The organism is Arenibacter certesii DSM 19833, from assembly GCF_000429545.1.
GTDB lineage: Bacteria > Bacteroidota > Bacteroidia > Flavobacteriales > Flavobacteriaceae > Arenibacter > Arenibacter certesii.
In genome coordinates this window covers 50,159-67,878 of sequence record NZ_AUCB01000006.1, presented here as the reverse complement: position 1 = coordinate 67,878, position 17,720 = coordinate 50,159, and the positions used below count along the sequence as shown (strand labels likewise).

Sequence of the window (17,720 nt, the reverse complement as noted above, 5' to 3'; positions counted from 1 at the left end):
ATAAAGGTTATTAATACTTAATACGATATAATTATGACTTCTATAAATAAACTATTAAAACTAATGTTTGTAATGTGCCTCTTGTCCACGTCTTCCTGTGACAATGACATTACAGATATAAATAGCAACCCCAATGGGCTAAACCTGGATGAAGCAAATCCTAGTTTTTTACTTACGGATGTAATGGCTAATACGGCGATGGATGTTGGGAATAAAGGGTATAGCGATCCGTTATCTGCCTTTGTACAGTATACTCAAAAAGATGCTTGGGGAAATAATAATTACGACTGGGCTGGTAGTGGTTGGGAAAGCTATTACAATAATTTACGAACGGCAAAACTTGCCCTGAAAAGATCTAAAGAGCTTGAGTTTAAATTTCACGAGGCCGTGGCCACCATTCTAATTGCACATAACTTTGCATTACTTGCCGATTTCTACGGGGATGTACCCTATACCGAGGCCTTACAAGGAGATGGAGAGATCCTTTTACCTAAGTATGATTCCCAAGAATCTGTTTATAAGGGAGTTATAGCGGATTTTGAAGCTGCTTCTGCCATGCTATCATCCAATATGGGGAACCTAGAGGTATTTGGGACCACACAGGATATCTTTTTTCAAGGAGATGCAGAGAAATGGATGAAATATGCTAATTCCTTGGCGCTAAGATATTATATGAGATTATCAGAAAAAGACCCAGGATTTGCAGGTACAGGAGTACAAGCTACCTTAGCAAAACCTTTAATTGCGAGCGTAGATGAGGAGTGTGCTATTCCTTATTTAGGAACAGGGCCATCAGATTCCCAACCTAGTAATGGACAGCAGGGTTCTCCCTCTAGCTTTACTAGGGTTAAACCTAGTGCTACATTTACCTATAAATTGGCAGAATTAGAGGATCCAAGAAGGTCTATTTGGTTTGATGCTGTTGAAATTCCTATTAAAGTTGTCCCAGCCTCTGAGGTTCCTGGTGGTGCCGATGATACGGTGGTAGATGGTGTTCGCTATTTAAACGAAGAGACGCTGGCACCAAACGGACTAAAGATATTTGATCCTGCCACCTGGTATGCCGATCGGAAGGCTGGCTTAAGTCTAATCGACACCAATAGTGTTTATGTGGGTATACCAGTTTCTTATCAAGGTTCTGAACCGTATACCTATAATTTAAACCCAAACCCTGTTCAGGGAGGTGGAAATCCACATGTATCCTTGATGAATCCAATGTTTGATGCAGTAAAAGGGCCTTATCTTAAGGCAAGGGTTTTCTCGTACGCAGAAATATGTTTCCTAAAAGCGGAAGCAGCATTAAAAGGCTGGGGTTCAGATGCAGAAGGTAACTACAAAAAAGGGGTGGAAGCTTCTTTTGAAACATGGGGAATAGGTGATCAATTTGCAGATTATATAAGTAATCCTGGCGTAGCTTTTGATGGTAGCTTAGAGCAAATTATGGAGCAAAAGTGGATAGCCAATTTTAGTTCGGCATCAGAAGCATATTTGGATTGGAGGCGTACAGGTCTACCCGATCTTAAAACAGGTCCTTTCGCAAAATCAACCGCAATCCCAGTACGTTTTGTGTATCCAACTTCAAATAGCACCCTAAATAGAGAAAATTATTATTCTGCTTTAAATAGTTTGGAGACTACATCGCACACAGATGATGTTCCAGGATATATAGAAAATGACACTCCTTGGTCCAAACCTTGGGTACTACAGGGCGTATCTAAGCCGTGGTAGTGAATAAGTTTGTTTTGTTTGAGTTACTTAATTTTAAAATACCTGGGGGAGCCCAGGTATTTTTTATTGATTTAAGTTGAGGTTTGGATTATATCAGATATTGAAATTGCCATTGCCTTTAAAGCTTGCTTCCATAGCAGAGGTCGCCTGCATCTCCAAGGCCAGGAAGAATATACCCCCTGCTGTTTAACGCCTCATCAACGGCGGAAATCCACAAATGGGTGTTGTTGGGAAAAACCTCTTCAACATGTGCTATTCCTTCTTTGGAACCAATGACCGATACAAGGTGTATCTGTTTAGGGATACCATACTTTTCTAAGCACTTTAGCACATTTTCCATGGTTCTACCAGTAGCTAACATAGGATCTATCAAGATCAATGTTTTATCCTTTAAAGAGGGGGTGGCAAAATATTCTACTACTACTTCAAATTCGTCACCATCGTTTGGATGGTGTCTGAATGCAGAAATAAACCCATTTTCAGCCATGTCAAAATAATTAAGGATTCCTTGATGTAAGGGAAAACCGGCCCTTAAAATAGAGCACAATACCAAATCATTGTTGGGCATGCTCATTTCTTTGGTCCCCAATGGGGTAGTAATGGTCTTTTGTTGATAATCTAGGGTCTTACTCAACTCATAACTAAGAATTTCCCCTATGCGTTCTATATTTCTTCTAAAACGCATCGCATCTTTTTGGATATCCACATCCCTTAATTCGGCAACAAACTGGTTTAACAAAGAATTTCCTTCCCCTAAATTATGAATAATCATAGATCCTTTAATTTGGTATAAAATTACAAATTTATTGTGGGGATTAACACCCTTAACAGCGGGTTTGTAAAGTGCTATACGGTGCAGCTAACCTCTTCTTTTTTATCATATAAACGTAAACACTAATTTATCTATTCTAGAAGTTACATCCTCTTAACTTATTTAAATCTTCCTGTAGCACAACTATCATAGGACTTTGCCTTGTCTCCCAAACCATTTTTCTCGTTAACTGCTGGGTATCCCAACGCCTTTAACTTGTCTTTTAATTCTTGGGTCCCAGTAGTGCTTTCGGACTCAAAGGATACCGTTCCAGAAGCTACGTCTACCGAAACATCTGAGATGTCATCTAATTCCGATAATTTGGAAGTAATGGTATTGGCACATCCTCCACATTTTATATTCTGTACTGAAATTGTTGATTTTATAGTGTTATATAATTATTTATAATCGTTTTTTTTTTTAGTTTAGTATTGAGTCCCTCCATCGGGCTGACACGAGAACATGAACATTAGCTAAAATAAGTTTGGGTGTCTTTTTTATAATATCCTAATTAAATAGCGAAGCATAACTCCTTATCCGCAGAATAATGGACTATCCCGAGGTTTCGGGACCGAGAGCAGGAGCGGAGGAACGTAGCGACGCGGAGTTTCGTCTATGGTTTTTCGACCTCGATGTCGAAAAAATTCATTAGGACCGAACGGAAAATGCAACGATTTGCATTTAAAGTGAGGGGCCAGTTGGCGCGCTGGCCTTCGCTGCGGCTGGCTCCACTAAGCCAAGGTTCACCGTACCTTAGTTTATCAGCCCTGTTCGTTTCTTTTATTCATACGCTTGTTTATTTTTATTAACGCAATTCATGAATGCTAGGCATTTGGGCGAGCAAAAGAAACCGACGAAGGAGGTTCATGAATACCTTTAAAAAGGAAATAGAAAGCAGTGAACTAAATGAAAGCAAGTAGGTTAGAAATTGTTTAAAAGCGTTTGTGATTCATTTACAAATCGAATAATATAATACATACCCAATATATACTTAGATATTATCCTAAAAAACTTAAAAATGAAATCATAAACAAAACAACTTAAACACCTTAAATGCAATGTTTTACGTTTTTAGTTAGATGATAGTAGAGCCCATGATAATGAAATTTACTTCCATCGCAAAAATCCACCTTTTAAATCGTACACTTTTTCAAAGCCCATGTTGATCAGTTTTTTTGCTGCTTTCTGACTCCTAGCTCCAGAACGGCAATAGAGATACACAGGTTTATCTTTGTCCATTTTTTCACACGCTTTAATAAAATTGGTAGCGTTAAAGATATCTAAGTTTACTGCCTTTTCTATATGTCCGTTCATAAACTCTTCTTTAGTCATAACGTCTACCAATTGTACCTTTTTGCCCGCGATTCCTTGTGAATAGGCGGCAGGATCTAGGATTTCAATTTTATCAGATACTTCTTTATTGAATCCGAATAGTTTAGCTAAAAATGACATATTTACAATTTTTCATGGTAGCAGGGATTGGCCTAGGTGATGTCGGGAAATTATCTTAAAACGACCAACATATTAGCTTAGACCAAAGCTTTCCGTTTCTACAAAGTTAGGCGATAGTAAAATAGTGGAAAGTAACTAATGTTACCAATAATAAGGCGCCTATGTATTGTTCCATAATTAACGATTTTTATATAAGTGATATAGGAATATAAGGAACAATTAATAATAAATGATAAGCCATAAATCCTCGCTTCGAGTGTAGTATTTAAGAGATTTTAAAGCTTGTAAATCAGCGTATTAGGTGGAGTCTTGTCTAGTCATCCAAAATTTTGTAAATTTGCAGCACCAAAAAAATTTAAAGGAGTATAATCAAAAATGAGGCTTAAGGCATCTGAAAGGACCTTATTTTTTTTTGGATTGCATATACGGCAGCATAGAGGCAAGAACCTGGTTTTAGTAAAAACAACGCCTCTACCACTCGAGAGTTCTATATCGGGTGCCAGCGAAAACATATTAGGAAAGTAGCACTGTGCTATTTCAATAACTAGCTCATACTCTCAGTAGGGGAGGTTGTGGTTTGGTGCGAACCTTTCTTTTGTAATTGGAACAAACAAATGATAGATATATGAAGTTAAGAATTGGCATTATTGGAGCCGGACCTAGTGGTTTGGCACAGTTAAGGGCATTTGATTCCCTAGAAACGAAAGGACAGGAAATACCTGAAATAGTTTGTTTTGAAAAACAAAGCGACTGGGGCGGATTATGGAATTATACTTGGCGTACAGGGGTTGGAAAATACGGAGAGCCTATACATGGGAGTATGTATAAATACCTATGGTCCAATGGTCCCAAAGAATGTTTGGAATTTTCTGATTACAGTTTTGATGAACATTTTGGAGAGCCTATATCTTCTTACCCCCCAAGGCCAGTTCTATTCGATTATATACAGGGAAGGGTCAAGAAAAGCGGACTCCGCAAACATATTAGGTTTAATACCGCTGCCCGATGGGTATCCTTTAATGAAGAAACCCAAAAGTTTTCAGTAGTTGTAGATGACTTGGTAAATGATAGAACATATACCGAGATTTTTGATTATTTAGTTGTGGCAAGCGGACATTATTCCACTCCAAATATGCCATACTACAAAGGATTGGAAGACTTCCCTGGTATTGTTATGCATGCGCACGACTTTAGGGGAGCAGATCCATACGAAGGAAAAAATATCCTTTTAGTGGGAAGTAGTTATTCTGCAGAGGATATTGGAGTACAGTGCCATAAGCACGGTGCCAATTCTGTGACCCTAACCTACCGTACTACACCTATTGGAGTTAATTGGCCAGAAGGAATTAAGGAGGTACCGTTACTTAAGAACTTTGAAGGAGATGTAGCTCACTTTAGTGATGGTAGTAAAGAGCGTTTTGATGCAGTTATAATGTGTACTGGTTATCAGCATAAATTCCCATTCCTGCCAGATGAAATGCGACTGAAGACCCATAACTGTCTATTCCCTGATCATGTGTATAAGGGAATTGTTTTTAATGATCTTCCAAGGTTAATCTATCTTGGAATGCAAGATCAATACTATACATTTAATATGTTTGATGCACAGGCTTGGGTGGCAAGGGATATTATGTTAGGGAATCTTCCACTACCCGAAAAAGAGGAGCGTACTAAAGATATTGAAAAGTGGATGGATAAGTCGCTCGCCTTAAAGACACATGATGATGAGATAGATTTCCAAACAGATTATATTAGGGATCTTATTAGAATGACAGATTATCCGGAATTTGATTTGGATACGGTAGCTGCTCATTTCAAAAAATGGTTAAAAGACAAGGACGAAGATATCTTAGGATACCGAGACCAAACCTTTAGATCGGTAATGACAGGAACTATGGCCGATAATCATCATACCAATTGGATAGATGAAATGGATGATAGCTTTGAAAGGTATTTTTCTGACCCTGAAACTATTGAAGAAGAGGAGTCACCAAAAAAAGAAGCCTTGGTGAAATAATAAAATACACGCTACCCAATAACGCCCTAAAACAATCGACTGTTTTTAGGGCGTTTTTTTATGTCTTATTTTAAGGAAGTTCAAGAAATTAAATATATTTTCTATCAGGAAGATATATTAGAATAATTCAGCATTACCCTATTTCTAGAACTAATTATTTACTGCTATTATCTCCCTTCTTTAGATTTAAAAAGTGCAGATTTAAATGCCCATTTCTAGGCGGTAGCATTAGGTGAAATGGAACTTAAGGTACAAGTACATAGAATTGGATTGCCAATAATAAAACTAGGTTTAATGGAATATAGCAACTTACATATAACCACAGAGAAGGCCGAAAAGATAGCCTTTGAAATCTTTAATGTCCAAGGATCCGCAAAATCCCTTCCTGGGGAGGTCGACTTTAATTTTAAAATAAAAGCAGAAGACGGAGAATCATATATCCTAAAAGTATCCCGTCCAGGAGAAAATGAGAGCTATCTGGATTTTCAACAACAATTATTACAGTATGCTGCAATCCATGGTAGAGATTTAATTATCCCGAAAGTAATACTTGATAAGGAGGGAAATACAATGTCCGATATCCAAGACGATTATGGTCAGATGCGGAAAGTGCGGCTCTTGTCATGGATATCCGGGCGAGTGTGGAGCGGGGTAAATCCGCAGTTAGACCATTTGCGCTATAGTCTAGGGGAACACTGTGGAAGTCTTACCCATGCCTTGCAAGGTTTTAATCATACGGAAGCGCAACGCAAGTTTGTTTGGGATGTAGCCCAAGGAGAGTGGACAACCAATTACCTGCATCTTTTTGATGACGAAGAGAAAGAGATTATTTCCTTTTTTCAGGAACAGTTTCAAAATGCTCAACCAGAATATGCGCAGTTGAGGAAAGCGGTAGTGCATAATGATGCTAATGACAATAATGTAATAGTTTCTGAAGATTTGGTGCATCCCAAGGTGGTATCTGCAATCGATTTTGGAGATGCTGTTTACACACAGATAATTAATGACTTGGCCATTGCCTGCGCCTATGCCATTATGGGTCATAACGACCCCTTGGAAGCGGCATTGCCTATTGTTAAAGGCTATCACCATACATTTCCTTTAGAAGAGAGGGAGTTGAAGCATTTGTACATGGCCATTGCTATGAGGCTGGTAATATCAGTAACCAAAAGCGCCCTCAATAAAATAGAAGAGCCAGATAATACCTATCTATTAATTAGTGAAGAACCTGCCTGGGAGGTACTAAAAAAATGGCGTTATATCCCCGCAGATTATGCCTATTTTAGTTTTAGGGAGGCTTGTGGGTATACCGCCCATCCCCAAGAAAATAGGTTTGCGAGATGGGCCGGAAAAACAGCTTTTTCCATAGAAAAGTTGTTTCCCACTATAGGCCTTAATGAAATTCATACTATAGATTTAAGCGTTTCTAGTACCTGGTTAGGGCACGAAAAGGATTATAATGATCTAGATTATTTTCAATACAAAATCAATAAATTACAAAGCCAATATCCTTCTAAAATAGTGGCGGGTGGGTATTTAGAACCCCGACCCGTATATACTACATCCTCCTATGATAAAATAGGAAATAAGGGCCGGGAGAGTCGCACTATACATTTGGGGGTCGATTTCTGGTTGCCTGCAGCTACAACCGTACACGCTTTATTGGATGGAGAAGTGGTAGTGGCGGTAAACGACGCTGGTGAAAAGGAGTATGGGGGAATGGTAATTTTAAAACATAAGGAAGACGGATTAGAATTTTATTCGCTTTATGGGCATTTATCTGTAGAAAGTGCTACCCAACATAAGTTGGGTGATAGAATTACTAGCGGACAACAGATTGGCGTTTTGGGAGAGGTACATGAAAATGGGAATTGGGTGCCTCATCTACATTTCCAGGTGATGCTTTCCCTGTTAGAGTATACCGAGGATTTCCCAGGAGTGGCTTATTTTAACCAACGCTCCGTTTGGGCAAGTATCTGTCCAGACCCCAATCTTTTATTTAAGTCAGATGCTTTAGGGCATTATGCTGAGGTATCCAATAACGAAATCATCGCCTATAGAAAAGAACATTTGGGGAAAAGCTTAAGTCTGCAATATAAAGTTCCTCTTAAAATGGTTCGCGGTGCGGGTCAATATTTAATGGATCAATATGGTCAAAAATATTTGGATACGGTAAACAATGTGGCGCATGTAGGGCACGAACATCCTGCGGTGGTAACAGCTGGGCAGGAGCAGATGGCCTTGATCAATACCAACAGTAGGTATCTGCATGAAAATATTAATGAACTGGCAAAAGAGCTTTTAGAAACATTACCTCCAGAGCTGAGTGTGCTGCATTTTGTGAATTCGGGGAGTGAGGCTAATGAGTTGGCGATTAGAATGGTAAAGGCTGCCACAGGGCAACGAGATATAATTGCTTCTGAAGTGGGATATCATGGTAATTCAAATAGGTGTATCGATATCAGTTCCTATAAGTTTGATGGAAAAGGAGGTCAGGGCGCTCCTGAGCATACCCATATCTTTCCTCTTCCAGATGCATTTAGAGGGAAATATAGAGGGAATAATACCGCTTTAAATTATGCAGAGGAAGTAAAAAAGCAGCTGGATAAAATTCAGGCTAAAGGCAGGAATGTAGGGGCTTTCATTATTGAACCTATCATTAGTTGCGGGGGACAGATAGAACTACCTGAAGGGTTTTTAACCAAGGCTTATGAGATGGTGAGGGAAGCAGGCGGACTCTGTATTTCCGATGAAGTACAAGTGGGTTGTGGCCGAATGGGGAAAACATTTTGGGGCTTTCAATTGCACAATGTTGTCCCAGATATTGTAACCATAGGGAAACCCTTAGGAAATGGACACCCACTAGCAGCAGTAGCGTGTACCCCAGCGGTTGCAGAAAAATTCGCGAATGGTATGGAATACTTCAACACCTTTGGTGGGAATCCGGTTTCTTGTGCCATTGGCGCAGAGGTGCTAAAGGTGGTGAAACGGGAAAAGTTACAAGAACATGCCTATAAAATAGGAGAGTTTTTAAAGGCGGAGTTGAGGGAATTAGCAGTCGATTTTCCAATTATCGGGGATGTAAGAGGGCAGGGGCTGTTCTTGGGGATAGAATTGGTAAATGAAACTATGGAGCCCCTGGCTGAGCAAACTGATTACTTGGCCAACAGAATGAAAGAGCACGGTATTCTAATGAGCACCGACGGTCCCGATCATAATGTGCTTAAAATTAAACCACCTTTAGTATTAACCCTTGAAAATGCAGAAGAGTTGGTTTTCTATTTACGAAAAGTTCTGAAAGAGGATTTTATGCAATTATAAGCTGTAATAGCGTTTTTAGGGATAGAAATTATACGCAAGTTGTCTGGTTGAGCTTGTCTGCAGCAGGCAGGCTCAGTCCTAAACATAACTATCTAGCGCCAGTTAAGGCTTTAGTCCAGACAACCAACCTATCCATTGGTCTGTCCAACTAGCAAGGTGTGGATCGTCTAATCCCAATGCAAAGCCATGTCCGCCAGTAGGATAAATATGCATTTCTACGGCGACCTTATTTTTACGAAGTGCCGAATAAAAAAGAAGGCTATTTTCTACGGGCACCGCGGTATCATCCGTGGCGTGGACCAAAAATGTGGGCGGAGTGTCGGTTGTTACCTGCAATTCATTAGAAAAGTGATTTATCATTTTTTGGGATGGATTCTCACCTAACAAGTTTTTTCTAGATCCCCCGTGCGTATTTATTTCTCCCATGGTAATAACGGGGTAGGCTAAGGTCATAAAATCGGGCCGTGCGCTTTGTTGGTCAATTGCATCTCGTTTGGAATACACTTCCTCGTTGTAATGTGTTCCCAAGGTAGAGGCTAGGTGTCCACCGGCAGAGAATCCAATTATACCAACATGGTTAGGGTTAATATTCCAATCCACTGCTTTGGAACGCACCAAGCGCATAGCGCGTTGCGCATCTTGTAAGGGTACATTATGTTTGTCTGTTGCCCATTTGGAATTTGGGAGGCGGTATTTTACTACTATACCAGCGATGCCTTTGGAGTTCAGTAATTTGGCAAAATCGGTTCCTTCCCAATCATAAGCCAATATCCCATAACCGCCACCCGGAAATATTAAAACCGCCTGTCCCGTAGCAGTTTTTTTTGCGGGGAGGTACACTTCTATGGTCGGATTTTGAACTTTGGATATCCTTACAATGTCCGCACTTACTATTTCCTCTGTATCATTACCCTTTATGGCATTTGGAATTTTATTGGGCCAAAGGGGAAGAATGGTGTTCTGGGCAAAAGTGGTCATTGAGTATATACTGATTAAAATAAAAAGGAATGGTTTCATAGTGGTATGGATTGGTACTGTTAAAGATAGAAAATATCGTTTAATAAGCAGGTGTTATATCCTGGCCATGGTGTGTTGTGAAATGAAACACCTATTAAAAATATTAGGATAGCTAAATTACACATGAAATTAAACAAAGAGAGAGTAATTTATTTTGTTCGAATTGGGAGTTTTTAAAAAAAAATGGCAACCCCTTTCGAAGTTGCCATTTATATTATTTTTTGAACAGTGTATACTTATTCTTTCCTAGTTGTAATCTCAATCACTCCATTTTTCCCTTTTTCTCCAAACTTTTCTATAGCTTCTGCTCCCTTAGTGACATTTATGCTTTTAATGGAACTTGCCGGGATATTGTCGATATTAAAGTCTGCTTCTTTTTCTACACCGTCTACTATATATAATGGAGTATTAATTGTAGTTTGATTGGTGGCGCCATTGTTTTCTTTTTTGGTTGATATAGCCGGACTTTGTAGTGCTTGATGACTTTTAGTAGTAATCATAATAACACCATTTTTGGCCTTATCCCCGTATTTATGGGTTGCGGTAGATCCTTTAAGAACATTAATGCTGTGTATTTCAGAAGGATCTATGTCGGTAGCCTTAAAGTAGGCGCTTACCTCCGATCCATCTACTATATAAATTGGGGCGGTTAAAGTAGAATCTTGAGTAAGTGAGCCATTTAAGAGTTTGACTTTTATGGGCAAATTACTTTGTTCACTCCTCTGCTCATTAATTTTTGGTTTTTTGACGCTTATCTCATAACCTAGGGATATCATATTTCCTTCGTCATCGATTTCCATACTGAAATTAAATGGCTGGATGCCGTCCTTATCTGAAGAAGAACTGCTGCTGGAGCCGGTGTCGTCGTTATAAGATGAGTTGATAGCGGTGAGAATGCCATCCGCATTTCGGGATATGTCCGTAAATCTTAAGTCGATATTATAATCTTTTTTTATCGTATTGGAGATTCGCTCCAAGTCTTTCTTTGTTCTGTTTTTGTTTATCGTAAATTTAATTTTACTACTAGGAGCTTTTTCGCTTTCCAAGCCACTGTACTTTTGGACTGAATTCGGATTTACTTGGGTGACCGTTTTCGTGTTAAAAGCAACTAGAAAGAAGGCGAGAAAAGGTACTGCTAGACTGAATTTCCAAGCTCTGATTTTCTTTGATTTGTTTTTGTTTAACATAACTATTCGTTTTTTGATTAATGATGTGAAAAATGGATTGATGATTGATGAATATGGTGAGCCAACACCAGCTTGTTTAAGTAAGAGATACTGATATTCTTTTGGACTTGACATGTTTTTGGTGGCTGCATTATCGGCAAGGTATTCTAGATTAAGGGATAAGGTTTTCTTATATAACCATACAAATGGATTCATCCATTGAAGCGCAGATAATAGGTGAATCAATAATATATCTACTGAATGGCGCTGTAGGCAGTGTATTTTTTCATGAGCAATGATAGTTTTCAATTCCTGGGGCTGGTGCATACTAGGATTATATACAATAAGATTAAAAAAAGAAAAAGGAGAGGTGTTTTCCTTGGTCTCGACAATGGTAAGCCCATCTGTTTTGAAAGCAGTTCCCTTCCGTATTAGTTTATTTAAAGAAATTAGCTGTATACCTAAGCGTGTTAAGAATAACATAGCCCCAATGGCATAAATAGTGGTGATAACTGTCCACCAATCTGTAGTAGCATCAGGTAGCATTATTGCTTCAGAAGTTTGTGTTTCCGTTAGCGCGTAGGGCAAGGGATCTACTAGGATTAATTCTGTTAAGGTCCACAGAGGAAAAAGCAATGCGATAAAAATGCCTGATATTAGAAAAATCCGGTGCCATTCAAAAAAGGTTTCTTTTTCTAGAAAACGTTTAAAGCAACACCAGAAAAATGCCAGAATTCCACTGCTTTTTAATAAATATAGCATGAAATCTTCCATTAATTATTCTTTTCTATATGGTTTATTATTTCTTTTAGCTCTTCCACACTTATTTTATCTTCAGAAGCATAGTAGGACACTAAATTCTTATAGGAGTTATTGAAGTAATCTTCAATGGCCCCGCTGATAAATTGTTTCCTATATGCTTCCTTGGCCACTACTGGATAATATTGATGGGTGTTTCCATAGGTATTATGAGCGACATATCCCTTTTCTTCCAGGTTTCTGATAATTGTAGAAAGGGTGTTGTAATGGGGTTTGTCTTCTTTAAACTGGGCAAGAACATCTTTTACAAAAGCTTTTTCCAAGTCCCATAAAATTTTCATTATCTCCTCCTCTTTGTTTGTCAGTTTTTTCATTGTGCCATAATTTTAAGATTATAGGTGTTCCAATAAAGCACGTGAGACCGTGTGTTTTAAATCTTCGTACAGTATGTTAGTCAACTGTTTATTAATAAAATTCTAACATGAGAACAAGTTATAACTATTTTTACAGTTATGCAACTATAAAAACAGTTAAGAAACTAAAATAATAGTTTTTTGGTGTGAAAGTTCCTAAGTGGATGTAACATTAGAAATCCAGTATAATGTTCTTTATAGAAAAGTTCACGCTATAAAATAGGAGTAGATATGGATTTAATTAAAGCTTTTGCCGTATATTAAAATCTGGAAAAAATAGAATTCAAGTTCATCTCACTTTTATCTATGGTTCCATTTTAAAAACAACTAATTAATAGAAATATGAAAATTGTAATCCTATCCCAAAATCCCAATTTATATTCCACCAAAAGGCTTGTGGAAGCTGGTGAAAAAAAAGGGTATGAAATGTTGGTCGTTGATCATGGTAAGTGCGACCTAGTTATTGAAAAAAAGAAACCTGGACTAATCTATAAGGGGGAGGAACTATTGAATGTAAATGGTGTAATTCCACGTATTGGAGCTTCCATTACTTTTTATGGTACGGCCGTGGTAAGGCAATTTGAAATGATGAAGGTATTTACTGCGGTGGAATCACAAGCTTTAGTACGCTCTCGAGATAAGTTGAGAAGTCTTCAGATCTTGTCTAGGGCAGGTCTGGGGTTGCCAAAAACAGTATTTAGTAATTATTCAAAAGATGTGTCTACCATTATTGATAATGCTGGGGGTGCGCCTGTGGTTATAAAACTGTTGGAAGGCACTCAGGGATTAGGTGTAGTCTTAGCAGAGAATAGGAATTCTGCGGAATCTATCCTAGAAGCGTTTAATGGTTTAAAGGCTAGGGTGATAGTACAAGAATTTATAAAAGAGGCAAAAGGTGCCGATATTAGGGCCTTTGTAATAGATGGTGTAGTGGTAGGTGCTATGAAGAGGCAGGGTAAGGAAGGAGAGTTTAGGTCTAACCTTCACCGTGGGGGGTCTGCAAATATCATAGAACTTACCGATGAGGAAGAGAATGCAGCTATAAAAGCGGCACGAGTTATGGGCCTTGGTGTAGCCGGAGTGGATATGTTACAATCTTCTAGGGGGCCACTAATTTTAGAGGTAAATTCGTCCCCTGGTTTAGAAGGTATAGAAGCCGCTACCGGAAAAGATATAGCCGGACTTATTATAAAATATGTAGAAAGACATGCCGAACACTAGTTTTGAATTATTAGGGCATTCCATTTTACCGGGTAAGGGGATGTTGCTGAATCTAGATATCGCAAAATTGCATACGGGGACAAAAATTGAGGTTCCTATTATTGTGCAACGAGGTAAGAAACCGGGGCCTGTTCTATTGATTACGGGGGGGATCCATGGAAATGAAGTGAATGGGGTGGAGATTGTTCGCAAACTGATTTCTAAGAAATATAACCGACCAGTTTCAGGAACGGTTATTTGCATTCCCGTGATAAATATTTTTGGATTTTTAAATCAAGCTAGGCCTTTCCCCGATGGAAGAGATTTAAACCGAATGTTCCCTGGGAGTCCTCGTGGCTCTTTGGCCAGTAGGTTTGCCTACCATCTAATTAAAGAAATTGCGCCTGTAGTAGATTATTGTATCGACTACCATACCGGAGGGGAAAGTAGATTCAATGCACCACAAACTAGGATAAATAAAGGTGATGAAGAAAGTATGGAATTGGCTAAAGTATTTGGTAGTCCATTTATAGTATTGGCAAATACTAGGGAGAAGTCGTTTCGCGAAGCCTTGGCAAAAATGGGTAAAAAGGTATTGCTCTTTGAAGGCGGAAAATCCTTGGATATTAATGAGAAGGTAACCCAGACAGGAATTGCAGGCGCGCTCCGAGTAATGGATCATTTAGGAATTAGGGATTTTTCCGAGGAATTAGAACTGATGGAGGGGAAGGTCCTTAATCCTATTACTATTAAATCCTCTCAGTGGGTGAGGGCCAAATATTCCGGAATGTTCCATCCGTTTGTTGCCTTGGGCGCCAAAGTGAAAAAAGGCGATCTTTTAGGAAGTGTATCCGATCCGTTTGGCAATTTTGAGCGGAGTATAAAGGCAACTTTCACCGGCCATGTTATTTGTATCAATCAATCCCCTATAATTAATCAGGGAGATGCTATCCTTCATATTTCCCAAGAGTGACGTTGTAATAATAATTAGCTCTTCCCTTCTTTATTTCGGTAATGGAGATCCTAATCTAAAAAGCACGATTGATTCACATTTTTAAGACAGATAACCACTAAAATCAAGGGTGATAGTAGCTTATTTAATCGGATTTTAAAACGTTATTAGTGATGTAATCATCTTCCATGATAGACCAATTGGTCGGTATTATGGTGTAAGCATTTGATTGCCAGATGGTGTTTTGCTCTAAAGCTCAATATTCATACCCTATAGTCTAAACTGTACCTCTTGTCCCGGTTTCATATTTAGGATCATTATGTCGCCCTCCCATTGGAATTCTGTATCGGGTTCCGAAATAAGTCGTTGGGTAGAGAAGGGATTTTTAAGTCTTAATTCCCCTCCTTTTTCAGAAACTATTTTCACCCATTTTACTTCCTCAGATATCATTTGGGCAGAAACCAAAAAGGCACCTTCTGTCCTTAATTTACTAAAACCTACATTGTCCCATTTTTTTGGTACGGCCGGAAATACTTTTATAGTGCCTGTATGACTCTGTATTAGCATTTCCTGTAACCCAGCAGCAAAGGCAAAATTACCTTCTAAGGTAAATGGTCTATAAATTAAATTCGATTTGCCGGTACCTGATTGGTCACCGTTAACATGGAAGCTGTTGGGGAGTACAAAGGCTGTTGCAAAATCTTTTAAGGCCTTTGCAGCTCCCTCTCCATCCAAGGCGCGTGCTTTTAAATTTCCTAACCAACTAAAAGAATATCCAACCCATTGGCTAGATCCTATTTTGTCTAAATGGTCAATTGTGTTTTGTATAATAAGTTTTTCTTCTTCGCCGTTAGATACATCTATAAGTCCAAGTGGATGGATGGCCATAAGATGTGATAAATGTCTATGAGATTCTTTGTAGGGTAGGCTTGGAGATACCATAAGTCCATTTTTATCAATGGCATAATCTGGCCATTCCTTTAGGATGGCATTCCATTTTTCGGCCTCTTCCTTTAGGCCTAATTCCATTGCCAATTCAGCGGCATGGGTATAGGTCCACCTCACTAGGGAAAGGTCAAAATTGGTGATATCACTAAACCAAGCATCTCGAGTATTGTTGCGAATTTCGGGACTGGAGCTTAAAGGGAGTTTCCTCTTGCCATTTTCGTCCATAATCGAAAGTTCGTCAAAATGGATGGCTACATCCCTAATCCACGGATAAGCTTTGTTTTTAAGGAATTCTCGATCCATTGAGTATCGCCAATGCAAGTAAAAGTGCTGACCTAACCAAGCCCCTACCGTTGGTCCAAAGGAGTATTGTATCCACCCGCCCATAGGTTCTCCCGTTAAGGTGGTTACCCCGGGAACATTTAACCCTTTAGTGCCGTAAAAATCATTGGTATATTTCTTAAAAGCAGTTTTGTAATTGCTCATCCAATCTATAAAACCCTGTTCTAAATCGAGGTGGTTCCCTGAATAAGCGGGCCAATAACTTAACTGGGTATTTAAATCGTGATGAAAATCGCCCTTCCATGGTGGCAACTTCCCATTGTCTGCCGTCCACACACTTTGTAAGGATATTGGAGGTGCCCCTTGCCTTGCCGCTGAACCAAATTTGTACATTTCCATGTACCACTGATTTTGTAAAATGGGATCTGGAACGCTAACTGTGGACTGATTCCAGAAATTATGCCACCAATTAGTGTGACGCTCCAGAGCATTAGACATTCCTAATTTAAGGCTATTGGCAACTATTTCTTCTGCAGACTTGGAAGTGTCCAAAGTGGATTTTTTTGAACTGATACTCCAACTGCCCTTTAAGTGGGTAGGAGTGGGCTCCCATTGGGTGTGTACTTGAAATTTAAAGTCATCCCATCCCTGCTGGTCATAGGTAATGGTATGCTCTCTTTGTGTGACCCTTCCTCCTTCATAATCTAGTCTACGGAGGTCTTGTCCCGCTACCGGATCCTCATTTCCTTCTTGTTGTAAGGATACATAAGGTGGGGGAATGATAGTGGGGTTTAGGTCACTGTTTACGTTTTCAAAAGAATACCAGCCTAAAGGCTCCGTAGCGTGTACAAAGGCTTTAAAGGAAGCCCCGTTTTTCCATTTAATTTCGCATACGGCAGTAGCTAAGTTCAGCTTTACGTAATCTATTTCCCCAAGTCCACTTATGTCGAATTCTAAGGCGCCTCCTGGAATTTTGGAAGGTGCTGGTAAGTGGTCATAAGGTACATCATAGCGATCCTGTACATTTATATAGGTATCGTTTTCCCACTGTTGTTTAACCCAATCGAATCCGTAGTCCTTAAAATTTAAATTTTCCATAGGTCGTAGATCCCATAGGTCTGCCTTATCTAGGGAAAAGCGCAATTTGCCATTTTTTTCCCATATAAGAGCTCCTACCGTTGCATTTCCTAAGGGGATAGCCTCGTCCCAGGAGGAGGCTAAATAATCAAATTTAAGTTCATATTTGGGAATACGGTCCAGTTCTGTATATGTAACCTCCTTCTTGCAGCTTACGAGTAAGCTTAAAAATAGGATAGGAAATAGAAATCTATAATTCATTTGAATGTATCGGGTTAAGAAATTTGGGGGCTTCCTTTGTATTTAATCTAGTAAAATAACGAATTTTATTCTGATATGACACTCAATTTTTAGAGGGCCAATATACCTAACCTGCCAGAAAAGAGCAACTAATACAAATGCTATGTTTTATATTATTTTTTGTTGTCCTGGAGTTATTTTTATCTGAGCAGTAGCGTGCTTAAATCTAGACATAGAATTATGTAAAGAAGATTATTCTATTAGGTGAGGAACAAATTATTGAATTGAAAAAATCCGGAACCATTGAAACGGTATCCGGATTTCCCAAACTAACTCA

General features: G+C 39.0%; 12 protein-coding genes. 5 read left to right on the top strand and 7 right to left on the bottom strand.

The annotated features are described in order from the left end of the window. Positions 1-33 precede the first annotated feature (33 nt). On the top strand, positions 34-1,728 hold the full coding sequence (locus G466_RS0103240) for a SusD/RagB family nutrient-binding outer membrane lipoprotein (RefSeq protein ID WP_026812360.1): 1,695 nt from the start codon (positions 34-36) through the stop codon (positions 1,726-1,728). Between the two features lie 118 nt (positions 1,729-1,846). On the opposite strand, the gene upp is transcribed toward G466_RS0103240, so the two are convergent. The 3 genes from upp to G466_RS0103225 all read right to left on the bottom strand — a co-directional run bounded on the left by upp (position 1,847) and on the right by G466_RS0103225 (position 3,991). Next, positions 1,847-2,500, bottom strand: coding sequence for a uracil phosphoribosyltransferase (gene upp / locus G466_RS0103235; protein WP_026812359.1), 654 nt, complete (start codon positions 2,498-2,500; stop codon positions 1,847-1,849). Positions 2,501-2,658: 158 nt separating this feature from the next. Then, positions 2,659-2,871 carry a heavy-metal-associated domain-containing protein gene (locus G466_RS23455; protein WP_229797154.1) on the bottom strand — a complete coding sequence of 71 codons (213 nt, stop codon included), beginning with the start codon at positions 2,869-2,871 and terminating at the stop codon, positions 2,659-2,661. Positions 2,872-3,646: 775 nt separating this feature from the next. Further along, on the bottom strand, positions 3,647-3,991 hold the full coding sequence (locus tag G466_RS0103225; RefSeq protein ID WP_026812357.1) for a rhodanese-like domain-containing protein: 345 nt from the start codon (positions 3,989-3,991) through the stop codon (positions 3,647-3,649). Between the two features lie 625 nt (positions 3,992-4,616). Between G466_RS0103225 and G466_RS0103215 the strand changes: the two genes are divergently transcribed. Together G466_RS0103215 and G466_RS0103210 are read left to right on the top strand one after the other, a co-directional pair. Then, the gene (locus G466_RS0103215; RefSeq protein ID WP_026812355.1) at positions 4,617-6,008 is read left to right on the top strand and encodes a flavin-containing monooxygenase; all 1,392 of its coding nucleotides are present in this window, start codon (positions 4,617-4,619) and stop codon (positions 6,006-6,008) included. A gap of 294 nt (positions 6,009-6,302) precedes the next feature. Next, positions 6,303-9,329: an aminotransferase class III-fold pyridoxal phosphate-dependent enzyme gene (locus G466_RS0103210; protein WP_026812354.1), complete on the top strand. Its 3,027-nt coding sequence runs from the start codon at positions 6,303-6,305 to the stop codon at positions 9,327-9,329. Between the two features lie 102 nt (positions 9,330-9,431). Here G466_RS0103210 and G466_RS0103205 read toward each other — a convergent pair whose 3' ends face one another. The 3 genes from G466_RS0103205 to G466_RS0103195 all read right to left on the bottom strand — a co-directional run bounded on the left by G466_RS0103205 (position 9,432) and on the right by G466_RS0103195 (position 12,645). Beyond that, the gene (locus G466_RS0103205; protein WP_026812353.1) at positions 9,432-10,346 is read right to left on the bottom strand and encodes an alpha/beta hydrolase; all 915 of its coding nucleotides are present in this window, start codon (positions 10,344-10,346) and stop codon (positions 9,432-9,434) included. Positions 10,347-10,582: 236 nt separating this feature from the next. Next, on the bottom strand, positions 10,583-12,274 hold the full coding sequence (locus G466_RS0103200; protein WP_169720731.1) for a M56 family metallopeptidase: 1,692 nt from the start codon (positions 12,272-12,274) through the stop codon (positions 10,583-10,585). 11 nt (positions 12,275-12,285) lie between these two features. Then, complete coding sequence (locus tag G466_RS0103195) at positions 12,286-12,645, bottom strand: BlaI/MecI/CopY family transcriptional regulator (RefSeq protein WP_026812351.1); 360 nt, start codon at positions 12,643-12,645, stop codon at positions 12,286-12,288. A 381-nt stretch (positions 12,646-13,026) separates the two neighbouring features. Between G466_RS0103195 and rimK the strand changes: the two genes are divergently transcribed. Together rimK and G466_RS0103185 are read left to right on the top strand one after the other, a co-directional pair. Further along, positions 13,027-13,905: a 30S ribosomal protein S6--L-glutamate ligase gene (rimK, locus tag G466_RS0103190; RefSeq protein ID WP_026812350.1), complete on the top strand. Its 879-nt coding sequence runs from the start codon at positions 13,027-13,029 to the stop codon at positions 13,903-13,905. Next, the gene (locus G466_RS0103185) at positions 13,892-14,857 is read left to right on the top strand and encodes a succinylglutamate desuccinylase/aspartoacylase family protein (RefSeq protein WP_026812349.1); all 966 of its coding nucleotides are present in this window, start codon (positions 13,892-13,894) and stop codon (positions 14,855-14,857) included. Before rimK ends, G466_RS0103185 begins: the two co-directional genes overlap by 14 nt. A gap of 249 nt (positions 14,858-15,106) precedes the next feature. Here G466_RS0103185 and G466_RS21350 read toward each other — a convergent pair whose 3' ends face one another. Then, entirely contained in the window at positions 15,107-17,404 is a 2,298-nt protein-coding gene (locus G466_RS21350) for a glycosyl hydrolase family 95 catalytic domain-containing protein (protein WP_169720730.1), read from the bottom strand. Between the last annotated feature and the right edge of the window lie 316 nt (positions 17,405-17,720).